The sequence below is a fragment of the Actinophytocola sp. KF-1 genome, from assembly GCF_054661535.1.
Genome location: NZ_BAAFVK010000006.1, coordinates 313,315 through 336,684, shown reverse-complemented (window position 1 = coordinate 336,684; position 23,370 = coordinate 313,315). Strand labels below are relative to the sequence as shown.

General features: G+C 72.1%; 20 protein-coding genes. 13 read left to right on the top strand and 7 right to left on the bottom strand.

Going from position 1 to position 23,370, the window contains the following annotated elements; translation table 11 throughout:
* The first annotated feature begins 40 nt into the window (after nucleotides 1-40).
* From ACYQ77_RS20375 to ACYQ77_RS20365, 3 genes are all read left to right on the top strand, one after another.
* Nucleotides 41-721 (top strand): TetR/AcrR family transcriptional regulator, encoded by a 681-nt coding sequence (locus ACYQ77_RS20375; protein ID WP_459713544.1) that lies wholly within the window; start codon nucleotides 41-43, stop codon nucleotides 719-721.
* 39 nt (nucleotides 722-760) lie between these two features.
* Nucleotides 761-1,801, top strand: coding sequence for a hypothetical protein (locus ACYQ77_RS20370; protein WP_459713542.1), 1,041 nt, complete (start codon nucleotides 761-763; stop codon nucleotides 1,799-1,801).
* 79 nt (nucleotides 1,802-1,880) lie between these two features.
* Entirely contained in the window at nucleotides 1,881-2,600 is a 720-nt protein-coding gene (locus ACYQ77_RS20365) for a diguanylate cyclase domain-containing protein (RefSeq protein WP_459713541.1), read from the top strand.
* 48 nt (nucleotides 2,601-2,648) lie between these two features.
* Here ACYQ77_RS20365 and ACYQ77_RS20360 read toward each other — a convergent pair whose 3' ends face one another.
* Together ACYQ77_RS20360 and ACYQ77_RS20355 are read right to left on the bottom strand one after the other, a co-directional pair.
* Nucleotides 2,649-6,002 carry a beta strand repeat-containing protein gene (locus ACYQ77_RS20360; protein ID WP_459713539.1) on the bottom strand — a complete coding sequence of 1,118 codons (3,354 nt, stop codon included), beginning with the start codon at nucleotides 6,000-6,002 and terminating at the stop codon, nucleotides 2,649-2,651.
* Between the two features lie 271 nt (nucleotides 6,003-6,273).
* Nucleotides 6,274-7,089 (bottom strand): hypothetical protein, encoded by an 816-nt coding sequence (locus ACYQ77_RS20355; protein ID WP_459713538.1) that lies wholly within the window; start codon nucleotides 7,087-7,089, stop codon nucleotides 6,274-6,276.
* 253 nt (nucleotides 7,090-7,342) lie between these two features.
* On the opposite strand from ACYQ77_RS20355, the gene ACYQ77_RS20350 reads away from it, so the two are divergent.
* The 7 genes from ACYQ77_RS20350 to ACYQ77_RS20320 all read left to right on the top strand — a co-directional run bounded on the left by ACYQ77_RS20350 (nucleotide 7,343) and on the right by ACYQ77_RS20320 (nucleotide 14,612).
* Entirely contained in the window at nucleotides 7,343-8,548 is a 1,206-nt protein-coding gene (locus tag ACYQ77_RS20350; RefSeq protein ID WP_459713537.1) for an AI-2E family transporter, read from the top strand.
* On the top strand, nucleotides 8,545-9,684 hold the full coding sequence (gene macS, locus ACYQ77_RS20345) for a MacS family sensor histidine kinase (RefSeq protein ID WP_459713535.1): 1,140 nt from the start codon (nucleotides 8,545-8,547) through the stop codon (nucleotides 9,682-9,684). Before ACYQ77_RS20350 ends, macS begins: the two co-directional genes overlap by 4 nt.
* A 23-nt stretch (nucleotides 9,685-9,707) precedes the next feature.
* Nucleotides 9,708-10,355 carry a response regulator gene (locus ACYQ77_RS20340; RefSeq protein ID WP_459713971.1) on the top strand — a complete coding sequence of 216 codons (648 nt, stop codon included), beginning with the start codon at nucleotides 9,708-9,710 and terminating at the stop codon, nucleotides 10,353-10,355.
* A gap of 103 nt (nucleotides 10,356-10,458) precedes the next feature.
* Nucleotides 10,459-11,751: a serine--tRNA ligase gene (serS, locus tag ACYQ77_RS20335; protein ID WP_459713534.1), complete on the top strand. Its 1,293-nt coding sequence runs from the start codon at nucleotides 10,459-10,461 to the stop codon at nucleotides 11,749-11,751.
* Between the two features lie 5 nt (nucleotides 11,752-11,756).
* Nucleotides 11,757-12,392 (top strand): DUF1707 SHOCT-like domain-containing protein, encoded by a 636-nt coding sequence (locus ACYQ77_RS20330; RefSeq protein WP_459713533.1) that lies wholly within the window; start codon nucleotides 11,757-11,759, stop codon nucleotides 12,390-12,392.
* A 10-nt stretch (nucleotides 12,393-12,402) separates the two neighbouring features.
* Nucleotides 12,403-13,434: an L-threonine 3-dehydrogenase gene (tdh, locus tag ACYQ77_RS20325; protein ID WP_459713531.1), complete on the top strand. Its 1,032-nt coding sequence runs from the start codon at nucleotides 12,403-12,405 to the stop codon at nucleotides 13,432-13,434.
* Nucleotides 13,434-14,612: a glycine C-acetyltransferase gene (locus ACYQ77_RS20320; protein WP_459713529.1), complete on the top strand. Its 1,179-nt coding sequence runs from the start codon at nucleotides 13,434-13,436 to the stop codon at nucleotides 14,610-14,612. Before tdh ends, ACYQ77_RS20320 begins: the two co-directional genes overlap by 1 nt.
* Nucleotides 14,613-14,838: 226 nt before the next feature.
* Here the strand turns inward: ACYQ77_RS20320 and ACYQ77_RS20315 are convergent, their stop codons facing one another.
* The 4 genes from ACYQ77_RS20315 to ACYQ77_RS20300 form a co-directional block, all read right to left on the bottom strand.
* On the bottom strand, nucleotides 14,839-15,057 hold the full coding sequence (locus ACYQ77_RS20315; protein ID WP_459713528.1) for a hypothetical protein: 219 nt from the start codon (nucleotides 15,055-15,057) through the stop codon (nucleotides 14,839-14,841).
* On the bottom strand, nucleotides 15,054-17,003 hold the full coding sequence (locus tag ACYQ77_RS20310; RefSeq protein WP_459713526.1) for an N-6 DNA methylase: 1,950 nt from the start codon (nucleotides 17,001-17,003) through the stop codon (nucleotides 15,054-15,056). Before ACYQ77_RS20310 ends, ACYQ77_RS20315 begins: the two co-directional genes overlap by 4 nt.
* 65 nt (nucleotides 17,004-17,068) lie before the next feature.
* Complete coding sequence (gene leuS, locus ACYQ77_RS20305) at nucleotides 17,069-19,909, bottom strand: leucine--tRNA ligase (RefSeq protein ID WP_459713525.1); 2,841 nt, start codon at nucleotides 19,907-19,909, stop codon at nucleotides 17,069-17,071.
* 166 nt (nucleotides 19,910-20,075) lie between these two features.
* Entirely contained in the window at nucleotides 20,076-20,639 is a 564-nt protein-coding gene (locus ACYQ77_RS20300; RefSeq protein WP_459713523.1) for a TetR/AcrR family transcriptional regulator, read from the bottom strand.
* Nucleotides 20,640-20,724: 85 nt separating this feature from the next.
* Here ACYQ77_RS20300 and ACYQ77_RS20295 point away from each other — a divergent pair, with 85 nt between their 5' ends.
* Genes ACYQ77_RS20295 through ACYQ77_RS20285 form a run of 3 tightly spaced genes read left to right on the top strand, consistent with a single transcriptional unit; the run spans nucleotide 20,725 to nucleotide 22,606 of the window.
* Nucleotides 20,725-21,582, top strand: coding sequence for an alpha/beta fold hydrolase (locus ACYQ77_RS20295; protein WP_459713520.1), 858 nt, complete (start codon nucleotides 20,725-20,727; stop codon nucleotides 21,580-21,582).
* Nucleotides 21,579-22,166 carry a VC0807 family protein gene (locus tag ACYQ77_RS20290; RefSeq protein WP_459713518.1) on the top strand — a complete coding sequence of 196 codons (588 nt, stop codon included), beginning with the start codon at nucleotides 21,579-21,581 and terminating at the stop codon, nucleotides 22,164-22,166. The genes ACYQ77_RS20295 and ACYQ77_RS20290 overlap by 4 nt, the downstream gene beginning before the upstream one ends.
* Complete coding sequence (locus ACYQ77_RS20285) at nucleotides 22,157-22,606, top strand: SdpI family protein (RefSeq protein ID WP_459713516.1); 450 nt, start codon at nucleotides 22,157-22,159, stop codon at nucleotides 22,604-22,606. Before ACYQ77_RS20290 ends, ACYQ77_RS20285 begins: the two co-directional genes overlap by 10 nt.
* Here the strand turns inward: ACYQ77_RS20285 and ACYQ77_RS20280 are convergent.
* Nucleotides 22,568-23,149: a YqgE/AlgH family protein gene (locus ACYQ77_RS20280; protein WP_311771071.1), complete on the bottom strand. Its 582-nt coding sequence runs from the start codon at nucleotides 23,147-23,149 to the stop codon at nucleotides 22,568-22,570. The two genes, ACYQ77_RS20285 and ACYQ77_RS20280, sit on opposite strands and share 39 nt — an antisense overlap.
* Nucleotides 23,150-23,370 lie beyond the last annotated feature (221 nt).

Genomic DNA, 23,370 nt, shown 5'->3' with positions numbered 1-23,370 from the left:
TCGATACACTGTATCGCGATAGCCGATGTATCGTCTGCGCATGCTGGTGTGGGAGCGGCCGGAGCCGCCGGATCGACCGGTGCCCGCCCCGCTGAGCCGGGAGCGGATCGTCCGGACGGCGATCCGGCTCGCCGACGCGGACGGCCTGGACGCGGTGTCGCTGCGCAAGGTCGCCGCCGCGCTGGACGTCGGGCCGATGCGGCTGTACGGCTACATCGCCACCAAGGAGGAGCTGCTCGACCTGATGGTCGACGCGGTCTACGCCGAGATCCGGCCGGCCGGGGACGGCTGGCGCGCGGTGCTGCGCTCCCTCGCCGAGACCACCCGGCAGGCCGCGCACCGGCACGAATGGCTCGCCGACCTGCTCGGCGGGCGGCCCCAGCTCGGGCCGAACACGCTGGCGGGCGGGGAGGCCGTGCTGTCCGCGATGGACGGCGTCGACCTGGACACCGTCGTGCCCGCGGTCGCCGCGGTGAACGCGTACGTGATCGGCGCGGTGCGGCGGGAGATCACCGAGCTGCGTGCCGAACGGGCCTCCGGCATGGACCAGCGGCAGTGGCAGGCCACCTACGGGCCCTACCTGGAGCGAACCTTCGCCACCGGCCGGTTCCCCGCACTGGCGACGGTCGTCCGCGACGGCCCGCACCTGGACGCCGACCAGACGTTCCTGGCAGGCCTCGACTTCCTCCTCGACGGCATCGAGGCGCGCATCGCGCGGTGACCTGGCTCAGGCCGGGAAGCGTCGCTTACCGTGTGGGGTATGGCTGATCGGCGTGCCTCGCTCGGGCGGGTGCAGGCGTACCTCGGGCGGTGCGGCGCCGCCGAGGCGTTGGCCAACCGGGACGCGTTCGGCGGCGTGACGCTGCAGGGGGTGCACGGGCTCAAGATCGCGCGGGTGCTGGACCGGGCCGGGGAGCTGAAGGGCGTCGACCTCGATCCGGCCGCGTACCTCGCGCGCGGCAAGCCCGCGACACCCGTCGTGCAGGGGCAGCTGGGGTTCGATCTCGACCTCCCCGTGTTCGACTGGGTGGAGGCGCAGGCCGAGCTGGGGTTGCCGGTGGTCCGGACGGCCGGGCCCCGGTTGCGGGTCGGGCAGGTGGACGCGCTCAAGGCGGAGCTGGACCGCGACTACCCCGTGCCCGTGTCCGTCACGCTCGTGCTCGACGGCGGGTGGCTCGGGTCCAAGCACAGCGGGGTGCTCGCCGAACAGCTGCGTGCCGCCGACCGGGACGTCTCGCTCGTCCTCGGGGCGCCCTTCGATCCCGTGGACTCCTCGTACAAGGTGCAGGGGCTGCGCCGCCTGCTGCGGTGGAGCACGCGGACCGGGCGGCGGCTCGAACTGCTGCGCACCGGTCCGATCGGGATCCCCGCGGTGGCCGCCGGCGCGAAGGTCGCTGCCATCGGGCTGTCGTCCTCCACCCGGCACCTCGGTGGACCGGTCGCCCGGCGAGCGGACGGGGTGCGGCCCAAGCGGAGCCCGCAGGTGTTCGTGCCGCGGCTGCTGCACTGGCAGCGCGGGGTCGACCTCAAGGGCACCGAGGTCACGCACTGTTCGTGCGCCGCGTGCGCCCGCGCGGGCTCCGGGTTGCAGCGGTTCGACGTGGCGTTCGACAGTTCCGTGCCCGCCGGGGTGCGCAACGCCGCCCGTGAGCACGACCTGCACGCGCTCGCGGCCGTCGTGCGCGGCGTCGGCGCCGCCCCGGACCCGCGTGAGGAACTCGCCCGGCTGCGGCAGGACGCCCAGGACCTGGCGGAGGCCGTCGGCGTGCCCGTGCCGAAGTGGCTCGGCAACTGGGACTGACCATCTGGGAACGAGATCACCGGTACGGGTGGTGTCGCGGTCCTTGCACTGTCCACCGTGGACAGGAAGAGTGCGCGCCATGAGCATGGCTCACCTGGCGTCGCCGGTCGGCGAGGTGTGGGACGAGCTGGCTGTCGGGGTGCTGTTGTGTGACGGGCGCGGCCGGGTGCGTGCCGTCACCGGGTGTGCCGCGCGGCTGCTCGGGCTCACCGACGACGAGGTCGCGCGGCCGTGCGGGTGGGGGCTCACCGACGACCTCGGGACGCCGCTGCCGGACCTGCCGGTCATCGCGGCCCAGGTGGTGCGCACCGGGACCGCGGCGACGTTGGCCGTCATGGCGGGCAGGCGGCGGCTGTGGCTGGAGCTGTACCCCGTCGCGGGCGCGTCGGCGGCGTTCGCCGTGGTGCGGCCGGTGCACACCGACGTGGTGCGGGACAAGGGGTTGCTCGACCCGCTGACCGGGCTGCCGAACCGGGTGCTGCTGTTCGACCGGCTCGACCAGGCGTTGCGGCGGGCGCGGGTGCGCGGCACCACGGTCACGCTGGTGCTGGTGGCGCTGCCCGACGAACGCCGCCTCCACGAGACCGGCACGCTGCTGGTGACCGGCCTGGACGTCGACCACACCGTCGCCCGCTACGGCGTCGGCACGGTCGCGGTGATGGCCGACGGGGACGGCGACGTCGCCCGGCGGGTCACCGCGCTGGTGGCGCGGCCGGTGCGGGTGGGCTGGGCGACGAGCGACGGCACGCATTCCGTGCACGACGTGGTGGCCAGGGCGGAAGCCGCGGTCCTGGCATAGGAAAAGGGCCCGGGAGCGTCGGCTCCCGGGCCCTTCTCGGCTACCCGGTCAGGCGATCGGGTGGGTGGTGAAGAGGTTCGCCAGCGCGGCGCGGGTCGAGTCGAGCGACGACCCGCCCAGCTCCGGCGTCTGGACGTCCGACACGGCCGGGACCGGCAGGTGGCCGACCGACGGCGCCTGCACGACCGGCGCGGAGGTGACGTCCTCCATGCCCGGCACGGCCGGGACGACCGGCAGGACCGTGGTGACGTCGGTCAGGTCACCCGCCGCGGGGACCGCGGGGATGAGCGTCGTGACGTCGGTCAGGTCACCGGTCGCCGGGATGGCCGGGATCACGGTGGTGACGTCGGTCAGGTCCGCAGGCACGTCCGAGCGGCCACCGAAGCCGCCGAACCCGCCGAAGCCGCCCAGGGAGATCGCCGACAGCGGCTCCAGGACGTCACCCGACAGCGGCAGCTCCGGGGTCTGCGGCAGGTCGCGCTGCGCGGGCAGCGTCACCGGCAGGTCCGCGGGCAGCGTGACCGGCAGTTCACCGGCGAGGCTGGGGACCTCGCCGCGGGCCGACGCGGGCGCGGGCAGGATCTGCGGGGCCTGCGACAGACCGCCGTCGGCCGCCAGGTCCGCCACGTCCGTGACCTGGTCCTGGCCGGGCAGCCCGGTCATGCCGGTCGCGAACCCGGTCAGCACACCGGTGAACGCGCCGCGGAAGTCGTCCGCGGGCACGGACCGCTGCGTCGCGAACGACGGCAGCTCGGTCGGCGACATGCCACCGCTCACCGGGAGGCTCAGCTGGGACTCGCCCTCGCCGACCTGCACGTCGCTGTTGTTCGCGGACTCGGTCATCGCCTGGGCCAGCACCTCGACCGGAACGTCGTACACGGGTGCGTCGACGCCGACGGGCAGCGTGCCGTCGATGCCGGACAGCGAGCCGAAGTCGCCGCTCGTGGTGGACGTGCCGCCGACCTCGCCCTCGGTGTCGGACAGGCCCTGGGCGTAGGAGTCGCTCGCCACCGCGGCGACCGCGTCGCCGAACGGCTGCACGACCGCGGCCGCGGGCACGTCGGCCAGGTTGCCGGACAGGAAGCCCTCGTCACCGGTGGTGTCGATGTCGCCGCCGGACTCGGCCTCGGTCTCGTTCGTCGCCGACGAGGAGTTGACCCCGCCGACCCCCGACGCGACGGCCGCGAAGCTCTGCGCGAGCGGCAGAGCCTGCGGGGCGGCCACGTTGCCCGAGATCAGACCACCCTGACCGCTGGTCTCGGTGTCGCCACCGGCCTCGGTCTCCGTCTCCGACCCGGCGAGCGAGTCGTTGAGGCCCAGCGCCGCGACGGACTCGCCGTACGCCTGGCCCGCGCCCGCGACCGGCGTGGTCACGACGTTGCCGGAGCCCGCGCCGTGGGCGCCGTCGCTCGTCGCGTCGCCACCGGCCGCCATGTCGGTCTCGTTCACCGCGGCCTGCGTGCCCTTGGCGAGACCGCTGGCGCCGGTCCCGAACACCTGGAACGGCACGGAAACCGGGACCTGCCCGATGTTGCCGGACCCGAGACCGGCGGTGCCGGTCGCGTTGCTGTCGCCACCGGCGGTGACCTCGTTGTCGGCGGTCGCCGCGGCGTCGGTGAAGGCCACCGCGCCCGCGCTGTTGCCGAACGCCTGCGCCGCCGTCGCGACCGGGGTGTGCACCAGGTTGGAGGCGACCACACCGTTGTCGTCGTCGGTGTTGTTGCCGCCGCCGGAGGACACGGTCTTGGTCTCCGCGCCCGCCGCGTCGGCGCCACCGACGCCCGCCGCGGAGTTGCCGTACAGCTCGGTCGGCGTGCTCACCGGGGAGGTGACCATGTTGCCGCCGCCCAGCGAGTCGTCGCCCGTGGTGCCGGTGTGGCCACCGGACTCCGAGGTGGCGTCGTTCATCACGGCCGACTCGGCGTCGCCCGCGGCGGCCACCGAGTTCGCGAACACGTCGGCCGTGCCCGCCACCGGCGCGTTGGCCGTGGTGCCGGACGCGATGCTGTCGTGGCCGCGGGTGTAGGAGTCGCCGCCCGCCGTCGAGTCGACGGTGTTGGTGGCGATGGCGTCCGCGTCGCCGACACCGGCGACCGCGTTGCCGAAGCCCTCGACGGGCAGCGCGACCGGGGCGGCCGCGATGGCGCCGGAGGCGACGGAACCCTCACCGGTGGTGCGGCTGGTGCCGCCCGCGTCGGTGGTGGTCGCGGTGTCGCAGGAGGCGTCGGCCTCGCCGACCGCCCCGCCCGCGTTGCCGCACAGCATGACCGGGCCGGAGGCCGCGGGCTGCGCGATGTTGCCCGCCGCCAGCGCCGGGTCGCCGTTCGTCTGCACGTAGGTCGGGACGCCGTACATGCCGGTGCGGGTCGCGCCCGCGGTGGCGTCGGCGGTCGAGTGGGCCCACGCGTCCGCGTTGCCGAGACCCATGATCGCGTTGCCGTTGACCCGCGCGGGCACGGCCACCGGCACCGGCACGGCGTTGCCGCCGCCGATGCTGTCCGCACCGGTGGTGAGGATGGAACCGCCGGACTCCGCGGCGGTCGAGGCCTCCGAGGTGGCGTCGGCCCAGCCGCCGCCCGCGACCGCGTTGCCGTCGACCTGGACCGGCGTCGCGAACTGCGGCGCGACCACGTTGCCGCCGAGGAAGCTGTGCGACCCGTCGGTGTCGATGTCGCCCGTGGACCACGCTTCCTGCGTGTTGGTGCCCTCGGCGGACGCCTTGCCGAGCGCCGCGACCGCGTTGTTGGTGATCTGCACCGGGAGCGCCCAGTCCAGGTCCACCACGTTGCCGCCGATGAAGCTGCCGGAGCCGTCGGCCTCGGCGTCGTGGTTCCAGCCGTAGCTGTGGTCCGAGTCGTTGGTCGTCTCGGCCTTGCCGAGGACCGCGATCGCGTTGCCGGAGATGTCGACCGGCACGACCACGTCGACGTTGATCTGGTTGCCCTGCGCCGGGGTCCCGCCCATCTTGTCGACGGCGGGGACGCTCACCTTGTCCAGCGACGGGGCGGCGGGCAGCTTGTCGCCCACGACGGGCAGCGACGTCAGCTTGTCGGTGACCGGCTGCGCCTTGTCCGCGAGCGGAGCGGCGAAGTCACGGCCGTCCTGCGGCAGCGGCGCGACGGCACTCTGGGCCTTGTGGACAACAGGCGCGGCGGTCCCGGTCGCCTTGGCGACGACGGGGTCGGTGACGGGCGCGACCTTCGCGACCGGCAGGTGGCCGGTGACGTCGGAGCCGCGGACGGTGACGTCCCGGTGCACGGCAGGCAGGGTCTTCGAACCCAGCGGTGAGCCGAGCGCGTTGTTGTCGAGGTGGACGGGGACGGTGACCGAACCGTCAAGCGGCGATGCCGGCTTGTCCGGGTTCACGTCCTCGTCGGCAGAAGCGATGCCGGTACCCAGCATCAGCAAACCACCGGTGACTAGCGCGGTCTGGAGACCTCGCTTCGCCCAGGTTTGCATCGTCGGATGCTCCTTTCGTATTCCCTTTGGGGGGTATGGCGGGTGGCCGCGGACGCGGAGGGGGCATGCGCGTCGGGGGCATTCGGCCACCCGGGTCTGTGGGTGGGCGCGGGGAAGAAGCCCGCGGGGGGCGAAAGGCGCGCAGCACGAGCGAGAGACGCGGTGCTGGATCCGCTCAGCGTTCAGCGCTGACGGCGGACGCGCCGGTCAGTGATCAGTCAGGTGCGACACCGGGCTGAGCGCCCGGACGGCCGTGCGTGGCCGCGTCCGAAGCCGCGGCGACACCACCGCGCGTGAGGCCGAACGTGCTGTCCTGCCACGGAAGCGCGGCGAACAGGTGCGAGTCGACCGAGTTGCCCGCGGAGCCGTGGCCGCCCGTGGTCGGCACACCGGCCGGGGCGAACGGGAGCGGAGCGGGGACACCCGGGAGGTCCGGGAGGAGCGGCAGGACGGGCTCGGGGGAGCCGCGCCTGCTCATGCCGTCGGCGAAGGCGCGGTCCGTCGCGGTGCGGTGCGCGGTGGCGTCGGGGTCGGCGCCGGGTGCGCCGGTCACCGCAGTGACCGGGGCGGGCGTCTGCGTCTGCGCCTGCGCGGCCGGGAGGTCGGACCGGCCGTAGCCGTCGGACGGGTAGTGGTCCTGCGCGCCGTCGTCGAAGCAGGTGGCACAGCCGGGCAGACCCGCCAGGCCGTCCTGCGCGCCGGAACGGAACTTCCCGGCGGCGTCCTTCACCTTGTCGCCGAGGTCCTGCAACGGGTTCTTCGGCGGCGGCGGGGGGTCGGACAGGTACTGCGCGAGGGTGCCGACCGCGGTCTCGACCGGCCCGGTGACGGGCTCTGCGAAGTCCTGCACGTCCGTGACGACGGTGCGCACCTGGTCCTCGACCGGCTGCAGCGCCTGCGTGTCGGCCGAGGCGGAGGTGGTGGACAGGGCCCAGGCAAGCGCGGTCCCGGCGGCCACGCCGCCGAAGACCGTCAGCGTCCGGCAGACCACTCGCCGCGCGAACGCGGCGGTCTGCGAGACGTTGCTCATGGCCTGATCCACTGAACCTCACCGGTAGGACGGGGCGGGAGAGCACACACTGAGCGTTCGGTCGCTCACACTGGGTCCCGCATGCCGTGCAGCGAGACACTTTCATCGATCACCCCGTGCTCGCACGTCCGAACGGGACAGTCCCCCCGATCGTGTGAAAAACACACTGTGCAACCGGACCTGACGGAACGTAGTTCGCCGTGGTCGGGTGGATCGGCTGCCAAATGTCCGAGTCGCTCGATACCTTGCTTAGGTGACCTCGTCTCCCGAAGAGAAGTCCCCGCCGCCGCCGAAGAAACGACGCAGGAACCCGCCGGCCGACGTGACCGGTCTGGTGCCGACCGGGCTGCGCGTGAGCGCCGCGCTCGCGTGGCGCTTCCTCATGGTCATCGCCGCGCTGTACGTGATCATCTGGCTGTTCGGTTACTTCTCGCACCTCGTGGTGCCGGTCGCGATCGCGCTGCTGCTGTCCGCGCTGATGGCGCCCGGGGTGGAACGGCTCGTGCAGTGGCGCGTGCCGCGCGGCGCCGCCGCGGCGATCGTGATGATCGCGGGCATCGGCGTGGTCGGCGGCCTGCTCACGTTCGTGATCATCACGTTCACCAACGGCCTGCCGCAGCTGCAGTCCCAGGTGTCGGACAGCCTCGACCAGATCAACACCTGGCTGACCGAGGGCCCGCTGCACCTGCGGGACGAGCAGATCACCAAGTTCATCAACGACACCATCGACACGATCCAGGAGAACCAGGCCGCGATCACCGAGGGCGCGCTCACCACGGCGACGACCATCGGCGAGATCCTGACCGGCTTCCTGCTGACCGTGTTCGTCCTGATCTTCTTCCTGTACGACGGCCCCGGCATCTGGCGCTTCCTGATGCGCGGTGTGCCGAGCCGGGTGCGCGACCGCGTGGACGTGGCGGGCAGGCGCGGGTTCGGCGCGCTCGTCAGCTACGTGCGGGCGACCGCCGCGGTGGCGCTGGTCGACGCGGTCGGCATCGGCATCGGTCTCGCGATCCTGCAGGTGCCGCTGGTGATCCCGCTGTCGGCGCTGGTGTTCCTCTCCGCGTTCGTGCCGATCATCGGTGCGGTCGTCGCCGGCACGGTCGCGGTGCTGATCGCGCTGGTGGCCAACGGGTTCATCGCGGCGCTCGTGGTGCTCGCGATCGTGATCGGCGTGATGCAGCTGGAAGGCCACGTGCTGCAGCCGTGGCTGCTCGGCCGCGCGGTGCGGCTGCACCCGCTCGCCGTGGTGCTGGCGATCACCGCGGGCCTGCTCGCCGCGGGCATCGCGGGCGCGCTGCTCTCCGTGCCGCTGCTGGCGGTGCTGAACGCGGGCATCAAGTCGCTGGTGCACGACACCGAGGCGGAGCCGGAGGAGATCGACGTCCTGCACCAGGACGAGCAGAAACCGCCGGGTGGCGACGAGAAGCAGGACACCAAGGCGACCTGGGAGCCATGACGGTTCAGGAGCGACGAGACCCGACGCTGCCGCTGTGGCGGGCAGCGGTGCTGTTGCGGGTCCTGACGTTGCTGTTCGCGCTCGGCGTGATCGTTTACCACGTCGACGAGTACCGGCGCCCGTGGCTGGCGCTGGTCATGGGCGGCGTGATGGTCGTGTGGACCGTCGCCATCGCGGTCCGGTACCTGCGGCCCACTGCGTCGCTGCTCGCGTTCACGGTGCTCGACCTCGTCATCTGCTGCGCGATCATGACCAGCTCGCGGTTCGTGCTCACCCCGCTGCAGCTGCACGGCGAGCCGGTGCCGCTGATCCCGACGGTGTGGGTGACCGGGGTCGTCGCCGCGGGCGCGGTGGCGGCCGGGCCGGTCGCGGGCGGGGTGTTCGGCGGCGTGGTGGCGGCGTTCAACTTCGGCGTGCGCGGCTACGTCGACACCGACCTCACCCGTGACCTCATGCTGCTCGTCGGCGTGGGGTTCGTGCTCGGGCTGGCCGCGTCGTCGTCGCGGCGGTCCGCGGCCCGGCTGGAGACCGCGTTGCGCACGGAGGCCGCGACGGCCGAGCGGGAACGGCTCGCCAGGTCCATCCACGACAGCGTGCTGCAGGTCCTCGCGCACGTGCGGAGGCGCGGCGCCGAACTGGGCGGGGAGGCGGCCGAGCTGGCGAAGCTCGCCGGTGCGCAGGAGGTCGCGCTGCGGGCGCTGGTGTCGAGCGCGCCCGCGTCGACCGAGAGCGGCGCCGCGGACCTCGGCGCGCGGCTGAAGATCCTCGAGACCGAGCGGGTGTCGGTCTCGGTGCCCGCGACGCCGGTGCCGCTGCCCGCCGCCACCGCGAACGAGCTGACGTCGGCCGTGCGGGAGGCGCTCACCAACGTGGACAAGCACGCCGGCACGGCGGCCAAGGCCTGGGTGTTGCTCGAAGACCTCGGGTCGGACATCGTGGTCAGCGTCCGCGACGACGGGGTCGGCATCCCGCCCGGCCGCGTGGCCGAGGCGGAGCGGGAGGGGCGCATGGGCATCGCGCGCTCGCTCCGCGGCCGGGTCGCGGAACTGGGTGGCAGTGTCAGCCTCGAAACGGCGCCGGGGGAGGGGGTCGAGTGGGAACTCCGGGTACCGCGGGCGCGGAGCGGAGCGCAGTGACCGGTTCAGCGCAGGTCTCGGTGATGGTCGTCGACGACCACCCCATGTGGCGGGACGGGGTGGCGCGGGACCTCACCGAACGCGGCTTCGACGTGCGCGCCACCGCCGGGGACGCCCCCGCCGCGGTGCGGATCGCGCGGACGGTGCGGCCGGACGTGGTGCTGATGGACCTGAACCTCGGCGACAGCTCCGGCGTGACCGCGACCGGGCAGATCACCGGCGAGCTGGCCGGCACGCGGGTGCTGGTGCTGTCCGCCTCCGGCGAGCACGCGGACGTCCTCGAGGCGGTGAAGGCGGGCGCGTCGGGCTACCTGCTGAAGTCGGCGTCGGTCGAGGACCTGGTCGACGCGGTCAAGCGCACGGCGGCGGGCGACGCCGTGTTCACGCCCGGTCTCGCGGGCCTCGTGCTCGGCGAGTACCGGCGGATGGCCGCCGACCCCGAGCCGAAGGACCAGCCGCGGCTGACCGACCGGGAGACCGACGTGCTGCGGCTCGTCGCGAAGGGGCTGACCGCGCGGCAGATCGCGACCAGGCTCGTGCTGTCGCACCGGACCGTGGAGAACCACGTGCAGTCGACCCTGCGCAAGCTGCAACTGCACAACCGGGTCGAACTCGCCCGCTACGCCATCGAGCACGGGCTCGACGGAGAACCGGACGGCACCCGGCGGTAAGAATGCTCGCTCCGCAAGCTCCGCTCGGTAGCGACGATCGCTCCGCAAGCTCCGCTCGGTAGCGACGATCGCTCCGCAAGCTCCGCTCATTAAGCTGGCCCGCATGCATGACCCGCGCCTTCTGCTCGACCCGGCCACGGATGCCGTGCGCAAGCTCGCGCGCCGCGGCTTCACCCTCGACCTGGCCGCGCTGGAGAAGCTGTTCTCCCAGCGCACGGCGGTGATCGGGCAGACGGACGAGTCCCGCGCGGAGGCCAACCGGGTCGCCAAGGAGGTCGGCGCCGCCGCCAAGCGCGGCGAGGACGTGACCGAGCTCAAGGAGAAGGCCCGCGCGCTGAAGGCCCGCGTGCAGGAGCTCGAGGAGCAGCAGCGCAGGCTCGCCGCGGAGCTGGACGAGGTGATGCTGGGCATCCCGAACCTGCCGAGCGACGACCTGCCCGACGGCAACAGCGACGAGGACGCCGAGCAGGTCAGCACCTGGGGCGAGCCGCCGTCGTTCGACTTCGAGCCGAAGGACCACGTCGAGCTCGGGGAGAAGCTCGGCATCTTCGACTTCCCGCGTGCCACCAAGCTGTCCGGTCCCCGGTTCAGCGTGACCCGCGGCGCGGGCGCGCGGCTGGAACGGGCGATCGCCGCGTTCCTCCTCGAACTGCACACCGAGCGGCACGGGTACACCGAGTTCGGCGTGCCGGTGATCGTGAACCGGCCGACCATGACCGGCACCGGGCAGCTGCCGAAGTTCGAGCAGGACCTGTTCCGCACCGACGTGGCCGAGCGCGACCTGTACCTGATCCCGACGGCCGAGGTGCCGCTGACGAACCTGCACGCCGGCGAGACGCTCGCCGCGGAGGAGCTGCCGTTCGCCTACACCGCGAACACGCCGTGCTTCCGGTCGGAGGCGGGCTCGTACGGCAAGGACACCCGCGGCCTGATCCGCCTGCACCAGTTCCAGAAGGTCGAGCTGGTCCGGTTCTGCACGCCGGAGCGCGCGGCCGAGGAGTTCGACGTGCTGCTGTCGCACGCCGAGGCGTGCCTGCGGGAGCTGGGCCTCGCGTACCGGGTGGTGAAGCTCGCGGCGGGCGACATCGGGTTCTCGGCCGAGCGGACCTACGACATCGAGGTGTGGCTGCCCGGCCAGCAGCGGTACCGGGAGATCTCGAGCGTGTCGGACTTCGGCACGTTCCAGGCCCGCCGGGCGGGCATCAGGACGAAGGCCAAGGACGGCACACGCGGGTTCGCCAACACCCTGAACGGTTCCGGGCTGCCGATCGGGCGCACACTGGTGGCGATCCTGGAACAGGGCCAGCAGGCGGACGGATCGGTCGTGATCCCGCCCGCGCTGGTCCCGTACGCCCGGTTCGGGCGGATCAACGCGGACGGCACCGTGGGGGAGTGATCAACGTGAGCGAGCAACCCGGGGCGGTCGGCCCCGTCGACCCGCGAGAGCTGCGGGTGTCCGACGCCGAACGCACGCACGTGGTGAACGTGCTGCAGAAGGCCATCGGCCACGGGATGCTGTCGCTCGACGAGTTCACCGAGCGCACCGACAAGGCGCTGGCCGCGAAGACCCGCGGCGAGCTGAACGCGGTGCTCGTCGACCTCCCGGGCGTCACGCACACGGACACGCGGGCACCCGTGCGGGAGAAGCCGGTGGAGCTGCGTGCCAGCTTCGCCACGCTCAAGCGGAACGGGAACTGGTCGGTGCCGCGCGAGCTGGTGATCTACAACCGGCTCGGGTCGACCGACCTGGACTTCTCCGAGGCCCGCATCCCGCACAGCGAGGTGCGGATCGAGCTGAACTGCGGCGGCGGGTCGGTCCGGCTCGTGCTGCCCGACGGCGCGTCGGTGGTGCACGACGAGGTCCGGATGACCGCGGGCAGCATCAAGGACAAGGTCGGCAGCGGGACCGGGCGGCCGAGGTTCGTGCTGTCCGGTTCGGTCACCGCGGGTTCGCTGGTGATCCGCAGGCCGAGCTACGTGCGCATCGGCAACCTGCTGATCCACTCGTCGTTGCGGATCACCCGCGCGGCGGACTGAGGAGGACGAGTTGAAGGCTCTGGTCAAAGTGGCCCAGGGACCCGGGCTGGAGCTGACGGAAGTGCCCGAGCCCGCCGCCGGCCCGGGGGACGTGCTGATCCGCGTGCTGCGCACCGGGATCTGCGGCACCGACCTGCACATCCAGTCGTGGGACGAGTGGGCGGCGAACACCATCTCCCCGCCGCTCGTGGTCGGGCACGAGTTCGTCGGCGAGGTCGTGGAGGTCGGCGCCGCCGTCACGAAGGTGAAGGTGGGCGACCTCGTCTCCGGCGAGGGGCACCTCATCTGCGGCACCTGCCGCAACTGCAAGGCCGGCCGCAGGCACCTGTGCGCCAACACCGTCGGGCTCGGCGTGCACACGGCGGGCGCGTTCGCGGAGTACGCGGTGCTGCCGGAGCAGAACGCGTGGGTGCACACCCACCAGGTGGACCTGGACGTGGCCGCGATCTTCGACCCGTTCGGCAACGCCGTGCACACCGCGATGTCGTTCCCGGTGCTGAACGAGGACGTGCTGATCACCGGCGCGGGCCCGATCGGCCTGATGGCGGCGGCGGTCGCGAAGCACGCGGGCGCCCGGCACGTGGTGATCACCGACGTGTCCGAGCCGCGGCTGGAGCTGGCCCGCAAGATCGGCGTGGACCTGGCGCTGAACGTGGCCACCACGAAGATCGCGGACGTGTACGACCAGCTGCGGATGAGCGAGGGCTTCGACGTCGGCATGGAGATGTCCGGCCAGCCGTCGGCGCTGCGCGAGATGATCGCGAACATGACGCACGGCGGGCGGATCGCGATGCTCGGCCTGCCCGCGAACGAGATCCCCATCGACTGGTCGCACGTGGTGCTGAAGATGCTGACGATCAAGGGCATCTACGGCCGCGAGATGTTCGAGACCTGGTACGCGATGTCGGTCCTGCTACAGGCGGGGCTGGACATCTCCCCGGTGATCACCCACCGGTTCCACTACACGGAGCACGAGGCCGCGTTCGCCACCGCGCGCGACGGCCGGTGCGGCAAGGTCATCCTGGATTGGACGGAGTCCTGATGTTCGGTGCCATGCGCGAGAACCTGCGGTCGGAGCTCGACGAGATCCGGGCCGCGGGGCTCTACAAGGCGGAACGCGTGATCTCGACCCCGCAGAACGCGGCGGTCCGGGTCGGGTCGGACGCCGAGGTGCTGAACTTCTGCGCCAACAACTACCTCGGCCTCGCCGACCACCCCGCGCTGGTCCAGGCGGCGAAGGACGCGCTCGACCGGTGGGGCTTCGGCATGGCGTCCGTGCGCTTCATCTGCGGCACCCAGGAACCGCACAAGGAGCTCGAGGCGAAGCTGTCCGAGTTCCTCGGCACCGAGGACACGATCCTCTACAGCTCCTGCTTCGACGCGAACGCGGGCCTGTTCGAGACCGTGCTGGGCCCGGACGACGCGGTGATCTCCGACGAGCTGAACCACGCGTCGGTGATCGACGGCATCCGCCTGTGCAAGGCGCAGCGGCTGCGGTACAAGAACCGGGACATGGCCGACCTGGAGCGCCGGCTCAAGGAGGCGGAAGGTGCCCGGTACCGCCTGATCGCGACGGACGGCGTCTTCTCGATGGACGGCTACCTCGCGCCGCTGGACGAGATCTGCGCACTCGCCGACCGGTACGACGCGCTGGTGATGGTCGACGACTCGCACGCGGTCGGGTTCGTCGGCCCGACGGGCCGGGGCACGCCGGAGCTGTTCGGCGTCCAGGACCGGGTCGACGTCGTGACCGGCACCCTCGGCAAGGCGCTCGGTGGCGCCAGCGGCGGCTACACGTCCGGCCGCGCGGAGATCGTGGAGATGCTGCGCCAGCGGTCCCGGCCGTACCTGTTCTCGAACTCCCTTGCCCCGTCGATCACGGCGACGGCGCTGGCCGCGCTGAACCTGCTGGAGTCGTCCGGCGAGCTGCTCGCCCGCCTGCGCGCCAACACGGAGCTGTTCCGCGGGAAGATGACGGCGGCGGGCTTCGACCTGCTGCCCGGCGAACACCCGATCATCCCGGTGATGATCGGTGACGCGGCTCTCGCCGGCCGGATGGCGGACCTCCTGCTCGAACGCGGTGTCTACGTCATCGGCTTCTCGTACCCAGTGGTGCCGCACGGCAAGGCACGCATCCGCACCCAGATGTCCGCGGCCCACTCGACCGAGGACGTGGAGCGCGCGGTCGAGGCATTCATCGACGCCAGGGCCGCGATGTGAACACTCTTCGCAACCGAGTGAGTACGCCATCCGGTGATTCGTGCGCAACTGCTAACGATTAGTCAGCCACAGGCGTACGGGGTGCCACAATGTTCCCCGTCTCTGAGACATCAGAGCCCCAACGCCGGCAAAGCCGAGCGTCGGGGCCCGGCTCCGGCCGGGCTTCGCGCCGCTGGCATCGGTCGCGTAGCCCCCCGAGCGATCGATGCCAGTGGCGCGGTCCACGTCACCGCACCCTGCGGAACGGCATCCGCTCACCACCGAGGCTCTTCGCGTACCGGCCCGCCGCCTCCAGCACCGCCGCCCGGTCCGCGGCGGGACAGCCGGTCAACGCCTGCTTGGTCCGCTCGTTCGCGACCGCGAGCCGCTTGAGCGCCACGACGAGCCACGCGAGAGCGCTGATCCCGGCGGTCAGCACCGGCGCCAGCCACAACAGGGTCGTCATGGCGCCTCCCACCGGTCGGGCACGGGAATCGCGCCCGCCGAGAGCGCGGCGAGTGCGCCGGACGTGAGTGCTTCCGCCGCGTCGGCGGCCTCCGCCGCGGTCCTGCGCAGCTCGGCGACGTGGTCGAGCATCCGCGCGATCCGCGCGCACTCGTCGTCGCTCGGCCAGCGCACGTCGAGGTTGCGGACCTCCGAGTAGCGCACCGGATCCCTGCCGCCGGACAGCTGCGCGGCGATCACCCGCGCGCGTGCGGCCGACGACCTGCGCAGCCGCAGGCACTGCAGTGGGGCGAGCACGACGGCCCCCTCCTGTTCCACCACCGCGGCCCGCACTCGCTGGTCGCTCACCGAGATCAGCACGTCGCCACGCCGCGTCAGCGGCAGATCGCGCCGGCTCGCGGGCACGTCGGCGGTCACGGTCACGCGGGCGGTCCAGTCGTCCTGGAGGTCGTCCTCGCTGACGACCGGAGTGCCACCTCGGCCGATGCGGGCCGGCGGCAACCGCACACCGCGAAGCAGTTCGGCGTCACCGGCGCGCACCAGTTCGTGGACCGGCCGCCGGTCCACGTCGGCGACGACGAGTTCGGGAGGGAGCGTGGCGGCGGCGAGTTCGTCGGCTTTCCTGCTGATCCGCGACAGCGCGGCGCCGAACCGTTCGACCACGTCGGCGGCGTCGTCGGGCTCGGTCCAGGACGCGACGTCCATCCGGCATTCCCCGGTCATGAGCCGGCTGCGTGCCACCACGACCGCCGGGAACCCGGTCGGCTCGGGCTTGCCGTGAGCACGCCATGTGCGCACCGTCGCCACGACGGCGGCGATGTCGTGCTTGTCGAGCTCCGGCCTGGCTTCCCGCCGGACGGACGCCCCGGACGCGTCGACGAGCAGGACGTCGGATCGCGCACCACCACGTGGCCGCAGCAACCACAACGCGGATCGTGCGGTGGTGCCGTCGTACAGCCCGGGTGGCAGTTCGACCACCGCTTCGACCATGCCGTCGCGGACCAGTTCCGCGCGAATTCGCCGGTCCTCGCCGCCGCGCACGAGCACCGGGCGGGGCGACACGGTGAAGCCGTGCCCGCCGGGGTTGAGCGAGCGGGCGGTCCACCAGACCATGGCCGCACCGGTGTCGTGGGTGGCCGGGGCCGCGGCGAGGACCACGTCGGCGGTCCTGCGGTGGGCCCACCCGTCCGCACCGTGGAGCGTGACGGGGACGCCGTGAATGAGCGCCCGCAGCGTGGCGACCATGTGTGCGCGGCGGTTCTCGTTGTCGCCGACCAGCTCGACCCGGTCGCCCGCCCGTTCGTGCGCGGCCATCAGGAGCGTGCCGAGACCGCAGGCCGGGTCGTAGACCGTGCCGCGGAGGTGGGGCTCGGCGAGGGCGAGCACGAGATCGACGAGACCGGGTGCGGTGAGCAGCCAGGGAGCTCGGCGCTCCTGGTCGGCGGCCTCGGCGAGCAGGGCCTCGCAGACCGCGACCGCGCCGTGCTCACTGACGAGCCGGGGTAGCGAGGCCAGCATCGGCGTCGCGTTCGCCACGTCGTCCGGGTCGGCGAGCCATCCTCGCGACAGGTCGTCGCCCACCAGTTCCTCACCCCGGCCGACGAGGGTGCGGAAGTCGTGGTCCGCGCTGTTCTCGTCGGTGACCAGCACGGCGAGCACCTTCAGGCACATCTCGACCACCGACGTGACGGTGACGGCACCCCGCACCCTGTTGAGCGCGGCCGCGACCTCGGCGCGCGCCGACGGCGGCGCCAGCCCCTTGCCGTGTTCCGCGAGCCACGCCCGGATCTCGGGCAGGGAGAACAGGCTGACCGCACCCGTCTCCCGGACCGGCGCGGGGAAGTCGTCGTGCCTGCGCCGCCAGTTGCTGACGGCAGGCCGGGTGACACCGGCGAGCTTGGCCACGTCGGCCAGGCCGACCAGCGTCGTGTCGTGTCCCCCGGGCATGAAGGGAGTTTCCGTGAACCCCCTTAACGATGTCAAGCGTTAAGGGGGTTCACAGCCGTTTCGTGTCAGAGGACGACGTTCACCAGGCGGCCCGGGACGACGATGACCTTGCGGGGCTCGCCGCCGTTGGTCAGTGCCACGACCTTCTCCTCCGCCAGGGCGGCGGCCTTGACCTCGTCCTGACCGGCCGACGCGGGAACCGTGACGCGGGCGCGGACCTTGCCGTTGACCTGGATGGGGTACTCGACCGTGTCCTCGACCAGGTACTTCTCGTCCGCGACCGGGAACGGGCCGTGGGCCAGGGAGCCTTCGTGGCCCAGGGCCGCCCACATCTCCTCCGCGATGTGCGGGCACAGCGGGGCCAGCATCAGCACCATCGGCTCCACCACGGACCTCGGCGCCGGCTTGGTGCCGTACGTCTTGGTCACGTGGTTGTTCAGCTCGATCAGCTTCGCGCCCGCCGTGTTGAAGCGCATGTTCGCGTAGTCGGCGTGGACGCCGTCGATGGCCTTGTGCAGTGCGCGCAGCGTCGCCTCGTCCGGCTCCTCGTCCGACACGTGGACCTCACCGGTGGTCTCGTCGACCACGTTGCGCCACATGCGCTGCAGGAACCGCTGCGCGCCCACGACGTCCTTGGTCGCCCACGGCCGGGACACGTCCATGGGGCCCATGGCCATCTCGTAGAACCGGAACGTGTCCGCGCCGTACCGTTCGCACATCTCGTCCGGCGTGACGACGTTCTTCAGGCTCTTGCCCATCTTCCCGTACTCCTGCTTGACCTCCTGGTCGTGCCAGAAGTACTTGCCGTCGCGCTCGACGACCTCCTCCGCCGGGACGTACACGCCCCGCGCGTCGGTGTAGGCGTAGGCCTGGATGTAGCCCTGGTTGAACAGGCGCCGGTACGGCTCCTTCGCCGACACGTGGCCCAGGTCGTACAGCACCTTCTGCCAGAACCGCGAGTACAGCAGGTGCAGCACGGCGTGCTCGATGCCGCCGATGTACAGGTCGACGCCGCCCGGGTCGTCCGGGCCGTGGACCTGCGGCTGCGGGCCCAGCCAGTAGCGCTCGTTCTCCGGCTCGCAGAACCGTTCCTCGTCGGTCGGGTCCACGTAGCGCAGCTGGTACCAGCACGAACCCGCCCACTGCGGCATCACGTTCGCGTCGCGGCGGTACCTCTTGACCCCGTCGCCCAGGTCCAGCTCGACCTCGATCCACTCCGACGCGCGCGACAGCGGCGGCGACGGCTCGGAGTCGGCGTCCTCCGGGTCGAACGTCCTCGGCGAGTAGTCGTCCACCTCGGGCAGCTCGACCGGCAGCATCGACTCGGGCAGTGCGCGCGGCAGACCGTCCTCGTCGTAGACGATCGGGAACGGCTCGCCCCAGTAGCGCTGGCGGGCGAACAGCCAGTCGCGCAGCTTGTACTGCAGCCTGCCCTCGCCGTGGCCGTTCTGCTCCAGCCACGAGATGATCGTCTTCTTGGCCTCGTCGACGTCCATGCCGTTCAGGAAGCCCGAGTTGATCGCCGGTCCCTCGCCCGTGTAGGCCTCGCCGTCGAAGCCTTCCGACGGCTGGACCGTGCGGACGATGTCCAGGCCGAACACCGTCGCGAAGTCCCAGTCGCGCTGGTCCTGGCCGGGCACCGCCATGATCGCGCCGGTGCCGTAGCCCATCAGCACGTAGTCGGCGATGAACACCGGGATCCGGGTGTCGTTGACCGGGTTCGTGGCGTGGACACCCACGAACACACCGGTCTTCTCCTTGTTCTCCTGGCGGTCCAGCTCGGACTTCTGCGACGCGGCGCGGCGGTACGCGGCCACGGCCTCCTTCGGCGTCGCGTGCCCGCCGGTCCACCGCTCGTCCGTGCCCGCCGGCCACGCGTCCGGCACCAGCCGGTCCACCAGGTGGTGCTCGGGCGCCAGCACCATGTACGTCGCGCCGAACACGGTGTCGGGGCGGGTGGTGAAGACCTCGATCACGTCCCCGGGCACCGGGAACCGGATGTGCGCGCCCTTCGAGCGGCCGATCCAGTTGCGCTGCATGGACTTGACCTTCTCCGGCCACTCCAGCAGGTCCAGGTCGTCGACCAGGCGGTCGGCGTACGCGGTGATCCGCATCATCCACTGGCGCAGGTTCTTGCGGAACACGGGGAAGTTGCCGCGCTCGCTCTTGCCGTCGGCGGTGACCTCCTCGTTCGCCACCACCGTGCCCAGCCCGGGGCACCAGTTGACGGGCGCGTCGGACAGGTAGACCAGCCGGTGCGAGTCGATGACCTTGCGCTGCTCGACCCGCGACAGCTCCGCCCACGGGCGGCCGTCCGCGGCCGTGCGCATGCCGGACGCGTACTCGGCCTCCAGCTCGGCGATCGGGCGGGCCTTCCGCTGGTCCTCGTCGTACCAGGAGTTGAAGATCTGCAGGAAGATCCACTGCGTCCAGCGGTAGTACGCCAGGTCGGTCGTGGCGATGCGCCTGCGCTCGTCGTGACCCAGGCCCAGCCTGCGGATCTGCCGCAGGTACCGGTCGATGTTCTCCTCGGTCGTCTTGCGCGGGTGCTGGCCGGTCTGCACCGCGTACTGCTCGGCGGGCAGGCCGAACGCGTCGAAGCCCATGGTGTGCAGGACGTTGCGGCCGGTCATGCGGTGGTAGCGCGCGAAGACGTCGGTGCCGATGAAGCCCAGCGGGTGACCGACGTGCAGGCCCGCGCCCGACGGGTACGGGAACATGTCCTGCACGAACAGCTTGTCGTCGGGCACGTCGCCCTTCAGCGGGCCGACCGGGTTCGGCGCCTCGAACGTCCCGTGCTCGGCCCAGTGCTCCTGCCACCGCTTCTCGATGGAGTTGGCCAGCGCGGCCGTGTAGCGGTGTTCGGGCACGGCCTCCGAGCCGGCTACTGCGGCGGCGTCACTCATCGTGGGTCCTTCCCTGGTTGCTCTGCTCCGGAACACAAAAAACCCCTCTGCCGCAGGGCACGAGGGGTTAGCCGCACTGACCTGGTAGGTCGGTCAGCGCGGCCGGCTAAGGAGCAGGCGTCCGGCGCTCATACCACCAGTCTATCGCGCAGGCCAACCCCGTTCGTCAGGGCTCCAACCGGGACAAGTGGTGTTCCACCAGGGCGACGGCGTCCTCCGGGGTGCGGTGGCCGAGCAGGACCGCGTCACCGAGGCCGCTCACGACCGCCAGCAGCAGGTCCGCCTCCCTGGCCGGGTCGAGGTCGGCCGCCAGGGCGCCGTCGGCCTGGGCCGCGGCGATCATCGTGGCCAGCGCCTCGGTCAGCTGGGCGTGGCCGGTGCGGAAGCGGTCCGCGATCTCCTCGTCCTTGAGCGCGCGGACCAGGAACGCGTTCGCCACCAGCGCTTCCGCGCGGCCCGCCGCGTCGAGCGGGAGCAGCGCGACGACCAGGTCCCGGAGCGTGGCCGGGACGCCGACGCGGTCCTCGACCTGGGTGCGGAGCGTGCCGGTGGCGTACCGGAGCATCGCGTCCTTGGTCGGGAAGTAGTGCTGCACCAGGCCCTTCGAGATGCCCGCCTCGGCCGCGACCTCGCCGAGGCTCACCGCCTCCAGGCCGCGGTCGGCGGCGATGCGCCGGACCGCCGCCGCGATCAGCCGTCGCCGTTCCTCGTGGTCGACCCGCTTCGGCATCGCACCCCTTCGCAATACGTTCGGATTGCAAAAATCCGGCAGCCTGTTTACGATCCGATCGTATCGTCAAACGGGGGAGGCATGGATGGGGTTCCTGTCCGCACGGGCGCGCGCCGAGTACGACGCGGCCTACGACAAGGCGTTCACCACGCTGCCCGCGCCCGAGGAGCAGCACGACGTGCCGACGGACTTCGGCACCGCGCGGGTCTACCGGTTCGGGGAACCGGGCCCGGCACCGCTCGTGCTGCTGCCGGGCCGGGCGGGCACCTCGATCATGTGGGAGCCCAACCTCGCCGCGCTCGCCGCCGAGCACCCGGTGTGGACCGTCGACCTGCTCGGTGAGCCGGGCCGCAGCGAGCAGACCGCGCCGATCCGCGACGCAGCCGACCAGGCCGCGTGGATCGACGCCGTGCTCGCCGGGCTGGACCTGGACCGGGTGCACCTCGTCGGGTACTCGTTCGGCGGCTGGCTCGCCATGAACCAGGCCGTGCGCGCACCGGCGCGGCTCGCGTCGCTGACGGTGATCGACCCGGTGCGCACGTTCGCGGAGTTCCCGGTGCCGCTGCTGGTGCGGACGACGCTCACGCTCATCCCGGGTATCCGGCGGTGGGCCCGGCCCTCGTTCCTGCGGTGGACCGCGGGCGGCGCCGAGGTGTCCGCCGACGACCCGGTGGCGACGATCATCGACGAGGGCCTGCGGACGTTCACGATCGCACTGCCCGTCCCCGCGCTGTTCACCGACGAGCAACTCCGGTCGGTCACGCTTCCGGTGCTCGCGCTGATCGCGGGCCGCAGCGTCATGCACGACGCCCAGCGGGCCGTCGCCCGCGCGGAGGCGCTGCTGCCGGACGTGCGAGCCGAGCTGTGGCCGGACGCGACGCACGCCATCGCCGGTGAGTCGCCGGACGCGGTCAACGCGCGCCTCCTGGAGTTCGTCCGGTGATCGCGCTCCTGCTGTGGGACGCCGGGCTGCCGCTCGCCGCGTACTACGGCATGCGGCTTGCCGGGCAGACCGAGCAGGTCGCGTTGCTGGCCGGGGCCGTGCTCGCCGCGCTGCGGATCGGGTGGGTGGCCGCGCGGCACCGGAGGTTCGACGGGATCGCCGCGCTGCTGACGGCCGTGCTCGCGGTCGGGCTCGTACTGTCGTTCGTGTCCGGTGACGCCCGGTTCATCCTGGTCAAGGAGTCGTTCGGAACAGGTGCCGCCGCGCTCGTGCTGCTGGCGACAGCACGGAGCAACCCGTTGATCCTGGTCGCCGTGCGGGCCGGGGCGAGCGCGGAGAAGCGGGCCGAGATCGACCGGGAGCCCGCGTACCGGCGTGCGTTCGTGCTGATGTCGGTGGTGTGGGGAATCGCACTGCTGGCCGAGGCGGTGCTGCGAGTGCCGCTCGTCTACCTGCTGTCCCCGGACGTCATGGCCGGGTTGAGCGTGTTCCTGCTGCTCGCCGTGGTCGGGCTGCTGTCGCTGTGGACGACCTGGTACGCGGGCCGGGTGTGGTCCCGGCTTACCATCGACTCGTGTTCGTAGTCGCGCTGGTTCCGCTGGTGGTCGGGTTGGTCGTCGCGTCCGTCGGTGTGCTCGGGTTCCTCGAGCGGTTGCCGCGCAACCGGTTCGGTGGTGTGCGCACCCCCGCGACCCTGCGCGACGACGAGACGTTCCGGGTCGGCAACAAGGTCGCCGGGCTGCCCATCGCGGTCGCCGGGGTGGTCGGGATCGCGGGCGGCGGCATCGCGCTCGCCATGACCGGCACCGCCGCGATCGTCGTGACCTCGGTCATCGCACTGCTCGGCACGCTGGTCATCGCCGGGGCGGGCGGGGTGCTGGGGCACCGGGCCGCGGAAGCCGTGCCCGAGCCGGAGCCGGAGCTGCCCGCGGGCTGCAAGGGCTGCCAGTGCGGCGGCTGCGGTGCCGCCGCGCTGAAGAAGGACTCAGTTGGTGCGGACGTCGCCGGGGTGGGTGGCGAGTAACGCCAGCGGCATCCCCTGCCGCCGCAGCACCCGGCCCCACAGGTCCTGGTCCGTCGGCGCCAGCACGTCGCTCGGCAGCGCCGGGACCACGATCCAGTCACCGCGCTCGATCTCGCCCGCGACCTGGCCGACGTCCCAGCCGGCGTAGCCCGCGAACACGCGCAGGCCCTTGAACTTGGGCACCAGCACCTCGGGGTCGGCGTCGAGGTCGACGAGCGCGACCGGGCCGCGCACCCCGATCAGCCCCTTCACCCCGTTCGCCTCCTCGCCGGTGCGCAGGGAGGCCAGGCAGAGGGCCGTCTTCTGCTCGACCGGGCCGCCGACGAACACCGAGCCCGGGTTCGTCACGTGCGGACCCCAGTTGGGCAGCACGTCGTCGACCGGGACCTCGCTCGGCCGGTTCAGCACGACGCCGAGGGTGCCTTCGCCGCGGTGGTCTATCACGAACACGACGGTCCGGCGGAAGTTCGAGTCGGTCAGACTGGGTGCCGCGACGAGCAGCGTGCCCGGCTCAACGGCCGCGTCGGGAGCGTCGGATCGCACCAGGACATGATCCCATTCATTCAGCGGGAATCCAGCATGCCTACGGTACCTGGGGAACAATGGGAGGGGCCTCCTCGTTGGAGGAGGTGGCTGGACACCATTGTGTCCCCCGGGCTCAACCAGAATTGCCTTCGTGGAATACCGTTCGGCAGGAGCCACGTCGCGCCAACCGCCGAGAGGCGACCGGGTGCCCAGCCGTTCGAACGGCGGGTGCGTCACGC

Bases quoted from the DNA above. Each gene is read 5' to 3' on its own strand.
- ACYQ77_RS20375 (WP_459713544.1), top strand. From the start codon at position 41: ATGCTGGTGTGGGAGCGGCCGGAGCCGCCGGATCGACCGGTGCCCGCC.
- ACYQ77_RS20370 (WP_459713542.1), top strand. From the start codon at position 761: ATGGCTGATCGGCGTGCCTCGCTCGGGCGGGTGCAGGCGTACCTCGGG.
- ACYQ77_RS20365 (WP_459713541.1), top strand. From the start codon at position 1,881: ATGAGCATGGCTCACCTGGCGTCGCCGGTCGGCGAGGTGTGGGACGAG.
- ACYQ77_RS20360 (WP_459713539.1), bottom strand. From the start codon at position 6,002: ATGCTGGGTACCGGCATCGCTTCTGCCGACGAGGACGTGAACCCGGAC.
- ACYQ77_RS20355 (WP_459713538.1), bottom strand. From the start codon at position 7,089: ATGAGCAACGTCTCGCAGACCGCCGCGTTCGCGCGGCGAGTGGTCTGC.
- macS (WP_459713535.1), top strand. From the start codon at position 8,545: ATGACGGTTCAGGAGCGACGAGACCCGACGCTGCCGCTGTGGCGGGCA.
- ACYQ77_RS20340 (WP_459713971.1), top strand. From the start codon at position 9,708: ATGGTCGTCGACGACCACCCCATGTGGCGGGACGGGGTGGCGCGGGAC.
- serS (WP_459713534.1), top strand. From the start codon at position 10,459: ATGCATGACCCGCGCCTTCTGCTCGACCCGGCCACGGATGCCGTGCGC.
- ACYQ77_RS20320 (WP_459713529.1), top strand. From the start codon at position 13,434: ATGTTCGGTGCCATGCGCGAGAACCTGCGGTCGGAGCTCGACGAGATC.
- ACYQ77_RS20315 (WP_459713528.1), bottom strand. From the start codon at position 15,057: ATGACGACCCTGTTGTGGCTGGCGCCGGTGCTGACCGCCGGGATCAGC.
- ACYQ77_RS20310 (WP_459713526.1), bottom strand. From the start codon at position 17,003: ATGCCCGGGGGACACGACACGACGCTGGTCGGCCTGGCCGACGTGGCC.
- leuS (WP_459713525.1), bottom strand. From the start codon at position 19,909: ATGAGTGACGCCGCCGCAGTAGCCGGCTCGGAGGCCGTGCCCGAACAC.
- ACYQ77_RS20300 (WP_459713523.1), bottom strand. From the start codon at position 20,639: ATGCCGAAGCGGGTCGACCACGAGGAACGGCGACGGCTGATCGCGGCG.
- ACYQ77_RS20295 (WP_459713520.1), top strand. From the start codon at position 20,725: ATGGGGTTCCTGTCCGCACGGGCGCGCGCCGAGTACGACGCGGCCTAC.